Origin of the sequence: Salmonella sp. SA14318, from assembly GCF_029866905.1 — a bacterium.
GTDB classification, from domain to species: Bacteria; Pseudomonadota; Gammaproteobacteria; order Enterobacterales; family Enterobacteriaceae; genus Salmonella; species Salmonella enterica.
Genome location: NZ_CP123282.1, coordinates 2,295,490 through 2,310,245, shown reverse-complemented (window position 1 = coordinate 2,310,245; position 14,756 = coordinate 2,295,490). Strand labels below are relative to the sequence as shown.

Annotated in this window: 13 protein-coding genes; 6 read left to right on the top strand and 7 right to left on the bottom strand. The window is 53.3% G+C overall.

Translation table 11 applies throughout. The features are described 5' to 3' along the window. Window positions 1–28: 28 nt before the first annotated feature. Complete coding sequence (gene mcbR, locus QEN32_RS11055) at window positions 29–694, bottom strand: colanic acid/biofilm transcriptional regulator McbR (protein ID WP_001119592.1); 666 nt, start codon at window positions 692–694, stop codon at window positions 29–31. Between the two features lie 333 nt (window positions 695–1,027). Further along, window positions 1,028–2,065: an NADP-dependent oxidoreductase gene (locus QEN32_RS11050; RefSeq protein WP_001517827.1), complete on the bottom strand. Its 1,038-nt coding sequence runs from the start codon at window positions 2,063–2,065 to the stop codon at window positions 1,028–1,030. Window positions 2,066–2,289: 224 nt separating this feature from the next. Here QEN32_RS11050 and mddA point away from each other — a divergent pair, with 224 nt between their 5' ends. Together mddA and QEN32_RS11040 are read left to right on the top strand one after the other, a co-directional pair. Next, the gene (gene mddA, locus QEN32_RS11045; protein ID WP_000155373.1) at window positions 2,290–2,805 is read left to right on the top strand and encodes an L-methionine sulfoximine/L-methionine sulfone acetyltransferase; all 516 of its coding nucleotides are present in this window, start codon (window positions 2,290–2,292) and stop codon (window positions 2,803–2,805) included. Beyond that, complete coding sequence (locus QEN32_RS11040) at window positions 2,805–3,233, top strand: DMT family transporter (RefSeq protein ID WP_265322107.1); 429 nt, start codon at window positions 2,805–2,807, stop codon at window positions 3,231–3,233. Before mddA ends, QEN32_RS11040 begins: the two co-directional genes overlap by 1 nt. A 4-nt stretch (window positions 3,234–3,237) precedes the next feature. On the opposite strand, the gene QEN32_RS11035 is transcribed toward QEN32_RS11040, so the two are convergent. Then, a complete protein-coding gene (locus QEN32_RS11035) occupies window positions 3,238–3,471 on the bottom strand; it encodes a YdcY family protein (protein ID WP_000018720.1) in 234 nt (77 codons plus the stop codon). A 223-nt stretch (window positions 3,472–3,694) separates the two neighbouring features. Between QEN32_RS11035 and srfA the strand changes: the two genes are divergently transcribed. Genes srfA through srfC form a run of 3 tightly spaced genes read left to right on the top strand, consistent with a single transcriptional unit; the run spans window position 3,695 to window position 10,147 of the window. Beyond that, a complete protein-coding gene (gene srfA, locus QEN32_RS11030; RefSeq protein WP_265322106.1) occupies window positions 3,695–5,020 on the top strand; it encodes a virulence-associated effector SrfA in 1,326 nt (441 codons plus the stop codon). A gap of 4 nt (window positions 5,021–5,024) precedes the next feature. Further along, window positions 5,025–8,006 carry a virulence factor SrfB gene (locus tag QEN32_RS11025; RefSeq protein ID WP_265322105.1) on the top strand — a complete coding sequence of 994 codons (2,982 nt, stop codon included), beginning with the start codon at window positions 5,025–5,027 and terminating at the stop codon, window positions 8,004–8,006. After that, window positions 8,003–10,147, top strand: a complete 2,145-nt coding sequence (gene srfC / locus QEN32_RS11020) for a virulence-associated effector SrfC (protein WP_265322104.1) — start codon at window positions 8,003–8,005, stop codon at window positions 10,145–10,147. Before QEN32_RS11025 ends, srfC begins: the two co-directional genes overlap by 4 nt. A gap of 44 nt (window positions 10,148–10,191) precedes the next feature. Here the strand turns inward: srfC and QEN32_RS11015 are convergent, their stop codons facing one another. Continuing rightward, complete coding sequence (locus QEN32_RS11015) at window positions 10,192–10,365, bottom strand: GhoT/OrtT family toxin (protein ID WP_000171943.1); 174 nt, start codon at window positions 10,363–10,365, stop codon at window positions 10,192–10,194. 198 nt (window positions 10,366–10,563) lie between these two features. Here QEN32_RS11015 and yncL point away from each other — a divergent pair, with 198 nt between their 5' ends. Further along, window positions 10,564–10,659, top strand: coding sequence for a stress response membrane protein YncL (yncL, locus tag QEN32_RS11010; protein WP_001103198.1), 96 nt, complete (start codon window positions 10,564–10,566; stop codon window positions 10,657–10,659). A gap of 104 nt (window positions 10,660–10,763) precedes the next feature. On the opposite strand, the gene patD is transcribed toward yncL, so the two are convergent. The 3 genes from patD to QEN32_RS10995 form a co-directional block, all read right to left on the bottom strand. Beyond that, complete coding sequence (gene patD, locus QEN32_RS11005; RefSeq protein ID WP_080232426.1) at window positions 10,764–12,209, bottom strand: aminobutyraldehyde dehydrogenase; 1,446 nt, start codon at window positions 12,207–12,209, stop codon at window positions 10,764–10,766. Window positions 12,210–12,323: 114 nt separating this feature from the next. Then, a complete protein-coding gene (gene ycdR, locus QEN32_RS11000) occupies window positions 12,324–13,748 on the bottom strand; it encodes a GntR family transcriptional regulator YdcR (RefSeq protein ID WP_000760692.1) in 1,425 nt (474 codons plus the stop codon). Between the two features lie 135 nt (window positions 13,749–13,883). Continuing rightward, window positions 13,884–14,654, bottom strand: coding sequence for a M15 family metallopeptidase (locus QEN32_RS10995; RefSeq protein WP_023216858.1), 771 nt, complete (start codon window positions 14,652–14,654; stop codon window positions 13,884–13,886). Between the last annotated feature and the right edge of the window lie 102 nt (window positions 14,655–14,756).

The window sequence follows — 14,756 nt, the reverse complement described above, 5'->3', positions numbered from 1 at the left end:
CTATTGATAAGTCATAGTTTCATGAAGGTTACATGAAGTACTGATTTTTAATCGTCGCTACGTTTTGTTGCAAAACGTTCTGTAGGCAGTGGCGACTGGCTTCTTTATCACCAGTCACTAACGCATTAAGCAATTTTCTGTACAGATTAACGCCGTTTTGATAATCATCAAGTTTAAAATTATCATATAAAAAATGCAGGCTTGGCCCCAGGCGTACCCATAATTGCTCGATCATGGCATACAGCGTTGGCATATCCGCGTAGTGGTAGATCTCAAAGCGGAATGCGCGGTTGGCCAAAAGAATTTTCTCCATAACGCCACTTTCCAGCGCCTGTTGAAATTCATCTAATAGCGCATTCAGCGTCTGCTCGCGATCCGGGGTAATCTTACCCGCAGCGGCGACCACCGCCATCTCCTCCAGGGCAGTACGAATCGTATTAATTTCCAGCAAACTTTCCAGCGAGATCTCCGGCACCATAAACGCCTGTGCTGGCGCCACCGCCAAAGCACTGGAAGAGACCAGCCTTAACAGGGCCTCACGCACCGGCGTAATACTGACGCCTAACTCTTGAGCGATATTTTTAGTGATAAGCCTTGCGCCTGGTTTTAATGCGCCAATAGATAATTGATGCTTTAACCGATTTTCAACCTGTGTGGTCAGGCTTATATGTTGTGTTTTTTCCGTACCCGGCATTTTCCTTCCTTCACCTCTTGGCAGAACAACATCGCAATCGAGTCCCGAAGAAGTTTCGGAACTTAATTGTAAAAAAGATAATCCAGGCCTGAACGGCCAAATAAATAAAAGTGATAATTTACTTGCGTGATATTCTCATCTTTTACAACAATACAGGTTTCTTTATGGCAACCGTTTTATCTCCGTCATTCCTTCATGTATCGAGATTTTTGACCGGTTCAGGCCGCTGAGGGAGATAAGCTGCCCCACCGCGATCTGAATGATGAATATAAGTAAAGCCGGAATTTTAAAATTTGCACATTTTTATGGCGACATAATGCCGCCATTTTTTCTTTACGCATCGTCCGCTAAACGTATCACGACTTTGCCAAAGTTCTTCCCCGCCAGCAGCCCCATAAACGCTTCTGGCGCATTTTCCAGCCCATCAGTAATCTGCTCCCGGTAATGTATTTTCCCTTCTTTGATCCAACGCCCCATTTCTTGCTGAAACTCATGTATCCGGTGACCATAGTCCTGGTTGATGATAAAACCTTGCAGACGAATACGCTTTTTAAGTAATGTCGCCATCAGCAGAGGCAGTCTGTCTGGACCGTCCGGCAACGCTGTCGCATTGTAGCCGCTGACCAGACCGCAGAGCGGAATTCGCGCCGACGTATTCAGTAGCGGTAAGACGGCGTCAAAGACTTTACCGCCGACATTCTCATAATAGATATCGATACCCTGCGGGCAGGCCTGCGCAAGCTGTTGTGGGAAATTATCAGCGTGATGATCAAGGCACAGATCAAATCCCAAAACGTCTGTCGCATGACGGCATTTTTCCGCGCCGCCGGCAATACCCACGACCCGGCAGCCCTTCAGCTTGCCAATTTGCCCAACCGTTGCGCCTACGGGGCCGGTGGCGGCGGCGACAACCAGCGTTTCGCCCTCTTTCGGCTGGCCGATATCCAGTAACCCCATATAGGCGGTAAACCCCGGCATTCCTAAAATACCCAATGACCAGGAAGGATGTTGCGGATTATCACCCAGCTTTACTAACCCTTCGCCATCTGAAATGTCATAATCCTGCCAGCCATTGTAACTCAACACCCATTCGTCTGGTCGGTAATCAGGATGGTTTGACGCGACAACGCGACTGACCGTACCGCCAACCATAACGCAGCCAGGTTCAACAGGCGGCGCATAAGAGGGTTCATCGCTCATGCGGCCACGCATATAAGGGTCGAGTGATAAAAAAACGGTTCGCAATAGCACCTGCCCTTCACCGGGTGTCGCGACGTCATCTTCTTCGAGGCGGAAGTTATCCATCTGCGGCGCGCCGTGGGGACGCGAGGCCAAAACCCAACGACGATTTCGGTTGGTCTGTTGCTTCATTCTATTCTCCTCATGCCTGGCATAATCCATCAATAATAGTCGAACATTCGCTATCTGAGGGAGTTAAACACTCTCAGATATCAGGCGGCTTTCACCGCGGGACGCTTTTTATGAACGACTTTCTCCCCCCTCTCGCTAAATATGAATTCTTGCGCTAATTCGTTGATTTATGCCGCCTTCAATAGTATTTCTAACACTATCGTAAACATTCCCTGGGGTTCCCTATGACGATTCGCTTTGCCGATAAAGCAGACTGCGCCGCGATTACCGAAATCTATAACCATGCGGTATTACATACTGCGGCCATCTGGAACGATCGGACGGTCGATACGGATAATCGCCTTGCCTGGTATGAGGCCCGTCAATTACTGGGCTATCCGGTGCTGGTAAGCGAAGAAAATGGCGTGGTGACTGGCTATGCATCATTTGGCGATTGGCGCAGTTTCGACGGTTTTCGCTATACCGTCGAGCACTCGGTTTATGTTCATCCGGCGCACCAGGGAAAAGGACTGGGGCGAAAGCTGCTCAGCAGACTGATCGACGAAGCCCGACGCTGCGGCAAGCATGTGATGGTGGCCGGTATTGAGTCACAGAATGCCGCCTCGATACGCCTACATCATTCGCTGGGATTTACCGTTACCGCGCAAATGCCGCAGGTCGGCGTAAAATTTGGCCGTTGGTTAGATCTTACGTTTATGCAGCTCCAGCTTGATGAACACGCCGCGCCGGACGCCTGCTGATGAACCAGTCTTTGACGCTTATCTTTTTGATCGCCGCCGGCGTCGGGCTGGTGGTACAAAACAGTATTATGGTGCGTATTACGCAGACATCATCGACGATTCTGATCGCTATGCTGTTGAACTCGCTGGTAGGGATCGTTTTATTTGTGACGATATTGTGGTTTAAGCAAGGCGCTACGGGCTTCGGCGAGCTGGTCGCCAGCGTTCGCTGGTGGACATTGATCCCCGGTCTGCTGGGGTCATTTTTTGTATTTGCCAGCATTAGCGGGTATCAGAACGTTGGCGCCGCGACGACTATCGCGGTACTGGTTGCCAGCCAGTTAATCGGCGGACTGGCGCTGGATATTGCGCGTAGCCACGGCGTCACGTTACGCGCAATGGTCGGGCCGGCGTTTGGCGCATGGCTGATTGCGAAGCGCCAGTTTTAATGGGTTACAGGATCGTGCCGCCTTTGGTGAGCTGCTCGCGACGCGCGTCCCGATCTTCTTGATATTGCCTGCCGTGATGCGCGATAGCCGTGCGTAAACGCTGCTGCTGCACATAACGATCTTCGCGACGTAATTCAGCGTCATCGCTCAAGGCAATCAGCAATTCATTCATATGGGCAATTACGCTCTCCGCGATGGCGGCATCCACGCGGGCGCTCACTTCCTCCAGGTGCGACATAAGCTCTCCTACTCTTTATTCTGTAACAGCATGATTCGCCTATTATACGCGTTATTGTCGCCCGATGCGGTAATTCGCCGCCGCCACCCTGATTTAACTTACGTCAAGTGGAAACACGGGGCTTAATAGACCGAGAATTCGCGCCTTTTTGCCTTTCTTCCGCCGTTTGCTTGCGTATAGACCCCGTAAAGTAGACGCGTGAAGAAGTCTAAGGGATAACAACGTGGCAAAATCTCTCTTGCGCAGCGGCAATCTGGATGATTATCAGGCCGTGGGCGGCGGCGGTCAGGCCGTATTTGAATCAGCATTGCAAATTCGCGAAACGCTTCGTCTGCGTAAACAGCAGGCGATGGTTGACTGTCTGGCGATTCCGCAACTTAACGATAATGGCGAGCGGGTTGACTGGTATTCGCCGATTGAAGGTCAGGCGATAGCGTGGAAAGCGGCTGACGAAGAGACACGTTCTCGGGCTTTACGTTATTTAGCCAGCACTTTTGAAAGCGCGGCTGCACTCAGTCGAAAAAGTCTGCAATCCGGTAAAACAGCGCTTCAGCTATTTGGATCGCTACTTGAGAAAGCGACGCAATTTCCCGGCGAAAATCATGTTTTCCTGATTAACGGCAAACCGGTTATCACCTTCTGGGGATTCGTTAATCTCAACGAAAATACACGCGATGATGTGCTGGACTGCCTGCGGATAACCGAGGCAATCCCCGACATCCCTCTGGTCGAGCCGGAGCCGGAGCCCGAAGAAAAGCCGCTGGTAGAGGCGGCGTTTAGTCAGGCGGATGAACCCTTGTTAACGTCTGTCATTGAGCCGCCGAAAATGCCGGAGGAACCTGTTGCGCCGCCCGTTATCGTTAGCGAGCCGAAGCCGGCCACACCCATCCCGGTTGCTGAGGCGAAAAGAGCTCGCCGTCTACCGCTGTGGAGCTTACCTGTCGCTGCCGTGGTTATCGCCGCCGTCGCCACGCCTTTTTTCTGGCCATCTTCATCCGTTAACGGGTCCTCTCCTGTTCGCGCCGCGCCTGTCGCTACCGCGAAAACTGACGTTACCCCATTGCCTGAACTCACCGCGCATTTGCCGCTGCATCGCGCTGAGGTGACGCCCGCCCCCAAAGCGGCGCCGCTGCCGGAAGCGCCTGTTATCATTGCCGCTATTCCCAAAGACGCGCTGGTGATGGACAGTACGCAGATGAAGCTTGGAACCACGCGCTTTTTAAACGGTAGCTGGCGGGTCAGCGTGGATGTCAAAGATCCGATTACCGGCAAGCCACCCTCTCTGCGTTATCAGATCCAAAATAACAAAGGTATCGCGCGCGTAGTACATGGCGATAACGTGGTTTGTCGGGCGGAAATTTTCTCTGGTCTGCATCAAACGGGCGAGCTGATGATTAAAAGTCGCGGCAATGCGCGCTGCACCGACGGCTCACGTTATCCGATGCCGGAAATTACCTGTAAAGCAGGCGTCAATGACGTCGCAACCTGTACCGCCCGTTATGGCGACCACGCGGCAATTCCGTTGACGTTTAAAAAGATAGGTGCCTGATTTTATGTTGGTCAATCTGTGTGATTACAAACAGAGCGTCACGCTCATTGCAAACAGCGGCGTCCAGTTTCTTGATTTTGGCTTAACGCCGCAAGAGTCGGCCCACTACGGACGCTTTGTGCGCAAAACGGCAAACGGCCCGCTACTGCGCCTCGATTTTGATCTGACCAGCGGGCGCTACACGTTGCCTGGACGTGCAGGCGGCCAACCCGAAGTCGTGAAACCGGAAAGCACTCAGACGCTGCACTATTCTCTGGATGTACTCGACGGAATATGGCTCCCCCTGCCGTTCCTGCGTTTTAATCCGCCGCGTACCTTTATTGACGGGCCGGATAACTGGGCACGCATTCAGGTACGTAAACTCAGCGAGCCAGATAGCGCCGGAAACACACACCGGATCACCCTCGCCTTCGACAGTCAACTGGCAAAAAATATGCCTGCGGCGTTGGCGCCTTGCGAAAACGATCTGCTCAATGGCACACGTTTTGCGCTCGCCTGGCGCGATGAAGAAGTTGCCGATTTTCTTGACCAGACATGGATTGACGGCTGGCTGCGCGAGTCGTTTCTTCAGTATGCCTCACAGGTGGAAAACCGTTCGGAACAGGCCATACAACAAGCGCTGCGTAGCTTTGAGTATCAGGCGCACTGGCTGAATTTACTGACGCTGTTAGGCGAACAGCTTACGGTGCCGGAAGTGAAGTTTGTGACACATACGTTAAGCACGCCCGCAATCCCGGTCGATCTGATTCTGGATGTCGGCAATACGCATACCTGCGGCGTCTTGATCGAGGATCATGGCGATGCGAATGACGGGTTACGCCAGACTGCAGAGCTTCAGGTGCGTTCTTTAAGCGAGCCGCAGTTTCTGAACGATCCTTTATTTACCAGCCGGGTGGAATTCTCAGAAGCGCGCTTTGGCAAGCAACACTTTTCTGTCGAAAGCGGACGAGACGACGCCTTTGTCTGGCCTTCCATTGTGCGTGTGGGCGACGAGGCTCGCGCCCTTGCTATGCAGCGTGTGGGCACCGAAGGCAGCAGCGGTATCTCCAGCCCGCGCCGCTACCTGTGGGATGAAACCCCCGCCTTGCAGGACTGGCGCTTTAGCCAGATCCACGGTAAAACGCAGCGCGAACCGCTTGCCACCGCGTTTCCGCTGATGAATCTGATGAACGACGACGGACAGCCGTTATTCCGCCTGCCGCATGAAGAAAGGCTACCGGTTTTTTCGCCGCAATACAGTCGTAGCACCTTGATGACGCATATGTTGTGCGAAATTCTGGCTCAGGCGCTGGGGCAAATTAACAGCGTCGCCACCCGGCTGCGGCTCGGCTTTCCCGCCTCGCCGCGCCAGCTACGCACCCTGATTTTAACGCTGCCTTCCGCCATGCCGAAACAGGAGCGAGAAATTTTCCGCCAGCGAATGTTTGAAGCGCTGGCGCTGGTCTGGAAAGCCATGGGCTGGCATCCGCAGGATGAGGATTTCACCACGCCTAAGCAGCGTGAAAAAAGCGTGGTGCCGGTACCAGAAATACAGATGGAATGGGACGAAGCAAGTTGCGGCCAACTGGTATGGCTTTATAACGAAGCCATTTCGCATTACGCCGGGCGTACCGAATCCTTTTTTAATGCACTCGCCAGACCGGATCGCCAGCCTGAACCCGGCGTCGTCCCCGGGCGCGCGTTGCGCGTGGCATCGATTGATATCGGCGGCGGCACGACGGATATGGCGATCGTTCACTATCAGTTAGATGACGGCGTGGGGGCCAATGTAAAAATTACGCCTCATCTCCTGTTTCGCGAAGGTTTTAAAGTCGCCGGGGACGATCTGCTATTGGATATCATTCAGCGTTGCGTACTTCCTTCCCTGCAAACGGCGTTGCAACGGGCAGGCGTTACGGATGCCGCCGCCCTGCTGGCGACCTTATTTGGCGATTCGGGACGAATTGATACTCAGGCCATTTTGCGCCAGCAAACGGCGCTGCAATTATTTATGCCGCTGGGCCATGCGGTACTTTCCGCCTGGGAGCAAAGCGACATTAACGATCTGTTTGCTGGTTTACATGCAACATTTGGCGATCTGCTGATCCGCCGCCCAACGAGCAACGTGATGAACTATATCCAGCAGGCGATCGATCATGCCTTACCGTCTGGTTCGCCGACATTTGATATATTCAATGTGCCGTTGCAAATCCAGTTTAGCCAGCTTCAGGAGGCTCTGCTGGCCGGTCAGTTTACGCTGACAACGCCGCTTCATGCGGTCTGCGAAGCGATCTCCCACTATCACTGCGATATCTTGCTGGTGACGGGGAGACCGACCTGTTTACCCGGCGTACAGGCGCTCATCCGGCACTTACAACCGGTGCCGGTTAATCGCATTGTGTGGATGGATAAGTATCAGGTACATGAATGGTATCCCTTCAGTCAGCAAGGGCGTATCGGCAATCCAAAATCCACTGCCGCGGTGGGCGCGATGTTATGCAGCCTGGCGCTGGACTTACGTCTGCCGCGTTTCAATTTTAAAGCGGCTGATATTGGCGCGTATTCGACTGTGCGTTATCTCGGCGTACTGGATAATACCGTTAATACGCTTCGCGATGAAAACATCTGGTATCACGAGATCGATTTGGATAAACCCGGCGCAACGCTGGACGCACGCCTGCATTTTCCGCTACGCGGCAACGTGACGTTGGGCTTTCGTCAACTGGCGAACAGTCGCTGGCCGGCAACCCCACTCTATTGCCTGAGCATTAATTCCGCTGAACTGGCGAAAACCATCGCTGGCGACGGCGTACTGAATGTGCGACTGAAATTACGCGGCAGTAGCAAAGATAGCGCCCCGGAATCGTTCATATTAAGTGATGCCTGGCTCCAGGACGGGACGCCGGTCGCCGCCGATGCGCTGACATTAAAATTGAATACGCTGGCTGACCGTCGCCACAGCGGCAGCCACTACTGGATAGATAGCGGGAGTGTATACCTGAAATGACAAAACCGTTAAACGCCACCCAGGCTGTTATCGAGTGGGTTAACAACACGCGCCGTTACACAACGCGACTGGATGACGAAGCCGACGCTCTGCTGGCGCAACTTACGCTTGCCGCGGGGGATGAGTCAGCGCTCAACGCCGCCTGCGCGTCACATGGCTGCGTTGGTCTGTACGGGTATGCGCAATCCGCAAAAGCGCATCTGTTAACGACGCTATGCGGTAACGAGAATGGCAAGCTGGAAATTATCACGCCGGACCGTGACTATGATTATTTCAGCCACATCAATCCGGGTCATGCGCCAGCGAATATGGCTATTCGCTTTACGCGCGACATTTTTTCAAACGAGAGCGGCTGGCCGTTGCGCCTGCGCTTGATCAGTGAAGCCGAACTGGTGCAGATCTTTATTGCCTGGACCAGCTCGTCCCCCGTTTGTCGCCAGGTCGAAAAATCCATTATCACATCTCGCCTGGAGAAATGGCAATCGCTTCGCCAACCGCAGCCCGTCCCCGGCGTTACCGCTGAAGAGGTAGCGACCATCGCGAGTTTCTGGCGCTCTTGCCTGCCGTCCGCCAGACAACATATTGATGATGCGACATGGCAACACTTTGCCTCGCTCTTGCCTGCACTGGATCTCACGACACGGGCGCACGCCTGGGCATTACTGTGGGGAGAGCAGCCGGAGATCACCCAGCAATGGCTGGCGCTGGCGCATATGTTGCAACAAACCGGCCATGCCGGGGAACTGGCGGCGCCGCTCAGCCTGCTGGTCGATCATTTTGGCTTACCGGCGGAAAACTTCCTGACGCAAATGGCGCTAACCACCAGCGATACGCAAAGCGATGTGGTGGTGCATCCGGTTAAGGAAGGCCGACTGCTCAATGCGGTCAGCCTTTCGCTTAATTCTCTGGCGCTGCTTACCCGCGAACTGGTGCTAAGCGTTGAAAACAGCGTACTGGATAACGTTGATTTACTGGATATTCCGGTCGCGCCAGACAGTCATCCTCATCCGTTATGGCGGGCGAAATTAGGCTGGATGCTGGCCCATTACCGCCAACAGGTACAGCCCGATGTTCTGGTGATTTGCAATGCTCTGGCATCTCGCTCGCAAACGTCCACTGCCGCCCGTCACTTACTGGAGTGGGTTAACGCCACGCAGCCGCAGCATGAATCAGCGTTACCCGGCGTCGTCTGGGCTATTACTCCACAGGATGCTCGTTTTGCCACCCAGCAAAATCTGGATGAGGCCGTCCAGCAGTTGATGGGTAAACCTGGCGTGCATTGGGGAACGTTGCAGGCACTGGATAAACACAGTATGCAGCGTTTGGTGGAGTGGTTATCGCAGGCGACATCGGCACCACAGCGACAGGCGCGCTTACAGGCGTTACGCGAACAACTGCGAGGCCGCGTGCGCGATCTGTTACCGATGTTTGATGACGCGCGGCTACCGGTTGAAACCGTGATCCGGCGTCTTCAGGCCCAGGCCGCCAGACATGGCGACCTGCTGGCCGGGCTGTTACCGCCGGTACAGAATTTCGAAGCGTTGCTGCGCACCCGACAGTCGCGAGAAGAACAGGTCAGCGGTTTATTTAATGACGCGATCGATCTCTTTGCCGACGAACCAACGCACGCTTCAGCGTCAGAAGGTCATGAAACAGGCTACCAGGCGCACAAAATGTGGATCAATCATCTGCGCCAGTGGGCCCACTGCCGGGATAATGCGCAGCGTCTGGGACTGGAACCGCAGATGCTCAACGCCGTGGCGGAGATTTTAATTACCGCCAGCTATCGCCTCGGTTTACCTCAGCAGTTACAGAAAACCATGCAGCGCGAGGAGGTGAGCGGCGCGCAGCTTCATGCCATCATTGGTAACTTCATCGCCTGGCTCGGCTACGCCAATATCGAGGAGACCCAACGCCCGGCCAGCCGCGTTCAGAAAGGCGCAGCCATTTTCGCCGCAACGCCGCGTTCGACAATGTTGCGTCTAACAAAGCTTGACGAACAGCCCGTTCACGCCGCCAGCCGCTATGTCTATGACTGGCTTGTTGCGCTGTATACCCTGGCCAATGAGAACGCAGGATATCGGCATCCGCAGGACGTTACCGACGTAGACAGAGCGCAATTAATTGCCCTGATAGCCTGACCTGGCGGAAAAACCATGCCCGGTAACCTGTATCGGGCTTGAGGTCAGAAAAGCGAAAACAGCAATGCGACGGGGAAACTTATCGGCCATGTCGCGCCAACCAAAAAGGCGCTCAGGAAACGAATTCGTTTTTTGTCATGAGTCAAAAACCAGGTGATCAGGGATGATATCACCGCCATGACGGCGTAAAAAATTAATATCTTTTGAAAGAGGGTCATATCAGGCATCCGCGCCAACCAGAGGAAAAAACGCGCGCAATATGCTCTTTTTATTTGACACACATCAAGGTTTATCAGCCTTAACAGCAAAACGTTCTCAATGCACGGCTCCGCTTACAGAATATCCTGTTTACGTATTATTGCGGATCTCGCCAACCCGTACTATACCCATAGGGGTTATGATGAAAGGTGGCGAAAATGAATGTTTCCAGTAAAACCGTCGTGCTGATTAATGTCTTTGCTGCTGCAGGACTTTTGGGTCTGATCTCGTTGAGATTCGGCTGGTTTGCTTGAGGTGTTCAACCTTTGAGTACTTGCTGCGCATGTCGGCGGGGAGGTCCCCCTCTCCGCCGACACCCGCCTATTTTTTCACGATTTTTCTGAACAGTAAATGATCCTTAATGCTTAACCATGATGTGGCGGACAAGGGTGTAGTCTTCCAGACCATACAATGACATATCTTTGCCGTATCCCGACTGTTTTTGCCCTCCATGCGGCATCTCGCTAACCAACATGAAATGGGTATTAATCCAGGTACAGCCATACTGCAATCTGGCGCTAAGCCGGTGCGCCCGCCCGACGTCCTGAGTCCAGACGGAGGATGCCAGACCATAGCGAGAATCGTTGGCCCACCTCAGAACCTGATCTTCATCATCAAAGACGGTTATACTGACCACCGGGCCGAAGACCTCGCGTTGCACGATGGCATCTTCCTGTTTTGCGTCTGCCAACAACGTCGGAGCGAAATAGTAACCTTTACCTTCCGTTTGACTTCCACCAGTAATCACACGGATATGGCTGAGGGCCTTCGCCTCCTCTACAGCCGCTGTGACGCGCTTCAGGTGCGCCAGCGAACTTAACGGCCCCAGCTCTGTCGACTCATCCTCCGGCGCGCCCATTTTCAGGCTGCTCACCGCGTTCCCTAGCTTTTCGACCAGCGCATCATAGATACCGCGCTGCGCGTATATACGGCACGCCGCAGTACAATCCTGTCCGGCATTATAGAAACCGAAAGTCCGGACGCCCTGCGCCACCGCATCCAGATCGGCGTCATCAAAAACAATCACCGGGGCTTTACCACCGAGTTCCATATGCGTACGTTTTATCGCTGGCGCAGTATGGCGCAGAATATGCTCCCCGGTCGCGATAGAACCGGTTAAAGAGACCATGCGTACTTTTTCATGACCGGTCAATACATCGCCAACAGTCTGCCCTCGTCCGAACAGGACATTGAGCACCCCCGGCGGAAAGATATCCTTCGCCAGCGCGGCAAGTTTAAGCGCCGTCAGCGGCGTGATTTCAGAAGGCTTAATCACCACGCAGTTACCTGCCGCCAGCGCTGGCGCCAGCTTCCAGGCCGCCATCATGAGCGGATAATTCCACGGCGCGATAGAGGCAACCACGCCAATCGGGTCCCGGCGGATCATCGACGTATGCCCTTCCAGATATTCGCCCGCCGCCAGTCCACTCAAACAACGGGCCGCGCCGGCAAAAAAGCGAAAGACATCCACGATTGCCGGAATTTCATCATTAATTACGCAGTGCAAAGGCTTACCGCAGTTTTGCGATTCAAGCCGGGCGAACTCAAGGGCGTTTTGCTCGATGCTGTCCGCCAGTTTTAACAGACATTCCGCCCGTGCTTTGGGTGTGGTCTGCCCCCATTCGGCAAACGCGTTATCGGCGGCCTGCACTGCGGCGTCAATCTGCGCGGGCGACGCTTCCGCAATCTCAAGTATGACCTCGCCTGTCGCCGGGTTATAAACAGACTGCCTTTCTCCTTCGCCGTCCACCAGCACGCCATTAATCAGTAATTGATATTGCATAGCATTTTCCCATATCGTCATTAATCGATTTCCGGCGAACGGGCCGCCGCTTTCCTAAAAATAGACGGCGCGCCAGATGCTCACCCGGCACACTCGGGAAATTTAGTCAGGTTGTGAGCTGACACGCATTCCACCTCACACAAGGCTTTTAGCGCTCAGCATCTCGCGAATCAGGCTTCCAAGCTGTTTTACGGCCTGTTCTTCCCGTTCTCCCCAATGCCATGCGGTGTTAAAACGAAAGAAACGCGTCCAGGCGCCGGACGTTGAAAACATTTTCCCCGGCGCGATACTGATAAGGTGTTCAAGCGCTTTGGCGCTAAGTTCACCGGCATCAAGCTGCTCAGGTAGCTCCAGCCAAAGAAAATAACCGCTATCGTTATGGTGAATTTTTACTTCCGCCGGGAGATGGCGCAAAAGGGTTTGCCAGGCTTGCTGTTTACGTTCCGCAAGCTGCCTTCGCAATCGACGCAGATGCGCGTCATATCGACGTGTCGAGAGATAATCCACTAACGCCAATTGCATGGGGGAACTGGTGGATAATGTGCTCATTAACTGCAAACGCTGAATTTGTCTGGCATGGCTTCCTCCCGCAACCCAGCCAATGCGAAAACCGGGAACCAGACATTTGGAAAAAGATGAACAATGCAACACGGTATCGTCGCGATCCCATGCTTTGGCAGGCAGAGGTTTCTCGCGGCCAAAGTAGAGTTCGCTATAAACATCGTCTTCAATTAGCGTCACGTTATGGTGCGTGAGTAACGCAACCAGCCGCGCTTTTTTCTCAGCACTCAGCGTGAACCCTAACGGATTCTGGCTGTTGGTCATTAACCAGCACGCTTTCACCGGATATTCCTGTAACGCCTGTTCCAGCGCCATAAGATCGATACCTTCTTTAACATCGGTGGGTATCGACAACGCTTTCAGGCGCAATCGCTCCAGGGCCTGTAGCGCACCGTAGAAACAGGGGTTCTCCACCACCACCCAGTCTCCCGGCGCCGTCACCGCCTGTAAACTAAGATTCAACGCTTCCAGCGCGCCGGCGGTAATGACAATCTCGTCAGGAGAAACGGTAATCCCCTGCTGCGCGTAACGGCGTGCTATCGCATAGCGCAATTCTGCATTACCTGGCGGCAAGTTTTCGATGACGCTCATTGCCGTCGCGGTTTTACTGACCTGCGCCAGAGAGCGGTTCAATTGCGGCAAGGGAAACAGACGCGGATCGGGAAACGCTGAAGCAAAAGGCACCACTGAGGTATCACGGCTCGCCTGCAGCATCTCAAAAATATAGGTATTGATATCTACGGCTTCATCCCGAATAACGTGCGCTGCCGTCGCGACTGACCGACAAACCGGATGCGGCGCGACATAATAACCGGATTGCGGACGAGCGATAATCCGTCCCTGACTTTCCAGCAACTGGTACGCGTGACCGACAGTCATAAAACTCATGCCGCTACTGGCGACCTGCTCCCTCAGCGAGGGTAATCGATCGCCGGGTTGCCAAACGCCAGAGGCGATTTGTTCTCTAATTTGCTCCGCCAGACGTTGATATTTTTTCATTATTCGTTCTCATTGAGCGCTGCTTGCAGGTGGCAACCGCAGTGTATATCAGTTGTTAAAATTAACAATGATTTGCTAACTGTTATGGTGCTTTCCAACAGGCGTAATGATTAGATTTCGCAACAAAACGCCGTTTCAGGGTCTCTGCTTAACGGGAAAGTCAAACCAGGTGTTCGGGTATGGTTCATGAGTAAGGGAGAAGTGCCACCATTCAGTATCCAGTGGCGTAAAGCCCGCATCACGCATCAATGTTTGTAATAACAACCTATTTGCGCGTTGCTGAGCGGTAAGCATGGCATTATCGGGATGGGATAACGGACTAAAACAGTCAAAGCCGGTACCAAAATCCAGACTATTATCTGGCGAACGTTGCGCCGCGGACGCAGTACAATTCACCAGTGGTCGTCCGGGATGGTATATCGGTATTTTACTGTCGAGTGGAACAATTGTTAGATCAAGCGTACTTCCCCGACTGTGGCCGGATCTGGCGGCAAGATAACCTTCCTCAAACAGACGATTTTTCTCTACCTGCGGATAAAATTCGTTTTTCATTTGGTTTTGAGAAGGATCTTTGGCCCACGCGATAAAGTCGTTCACTGCGCTTTGCGGACGGTAGCAATCATATATTTTTAAGGTAAGTCCAAAGGGACGTAAACGATCGGCGACCTGCTTCACTGCGTTCGCGGCTGGTTGTGTTAACAGGCAAACAGGCGCGTTATAGCCTTTAATGGGGCGACCAATAAAGTTATGGGAAGTGAAGTATCGCATGTCTACCTGTACGTCGGGGGCGACCGTAGTAATATCGACAAAGTCTTTTGGCTGGTGGAGATCAATATGGTTTTCAGCTGACATTGCCTGAACGGACAACAGGCTGAACAGGAGGAAAGAAGATACGCATTTTACCATATGTTACACCTCGCGAGAGTCACAGGGGTGATTATGTATTTGAGCAGGTAAAGATTAGCGGACAGCGCTTAAACAGATGGTTAAAATAAACATCATTCCCCC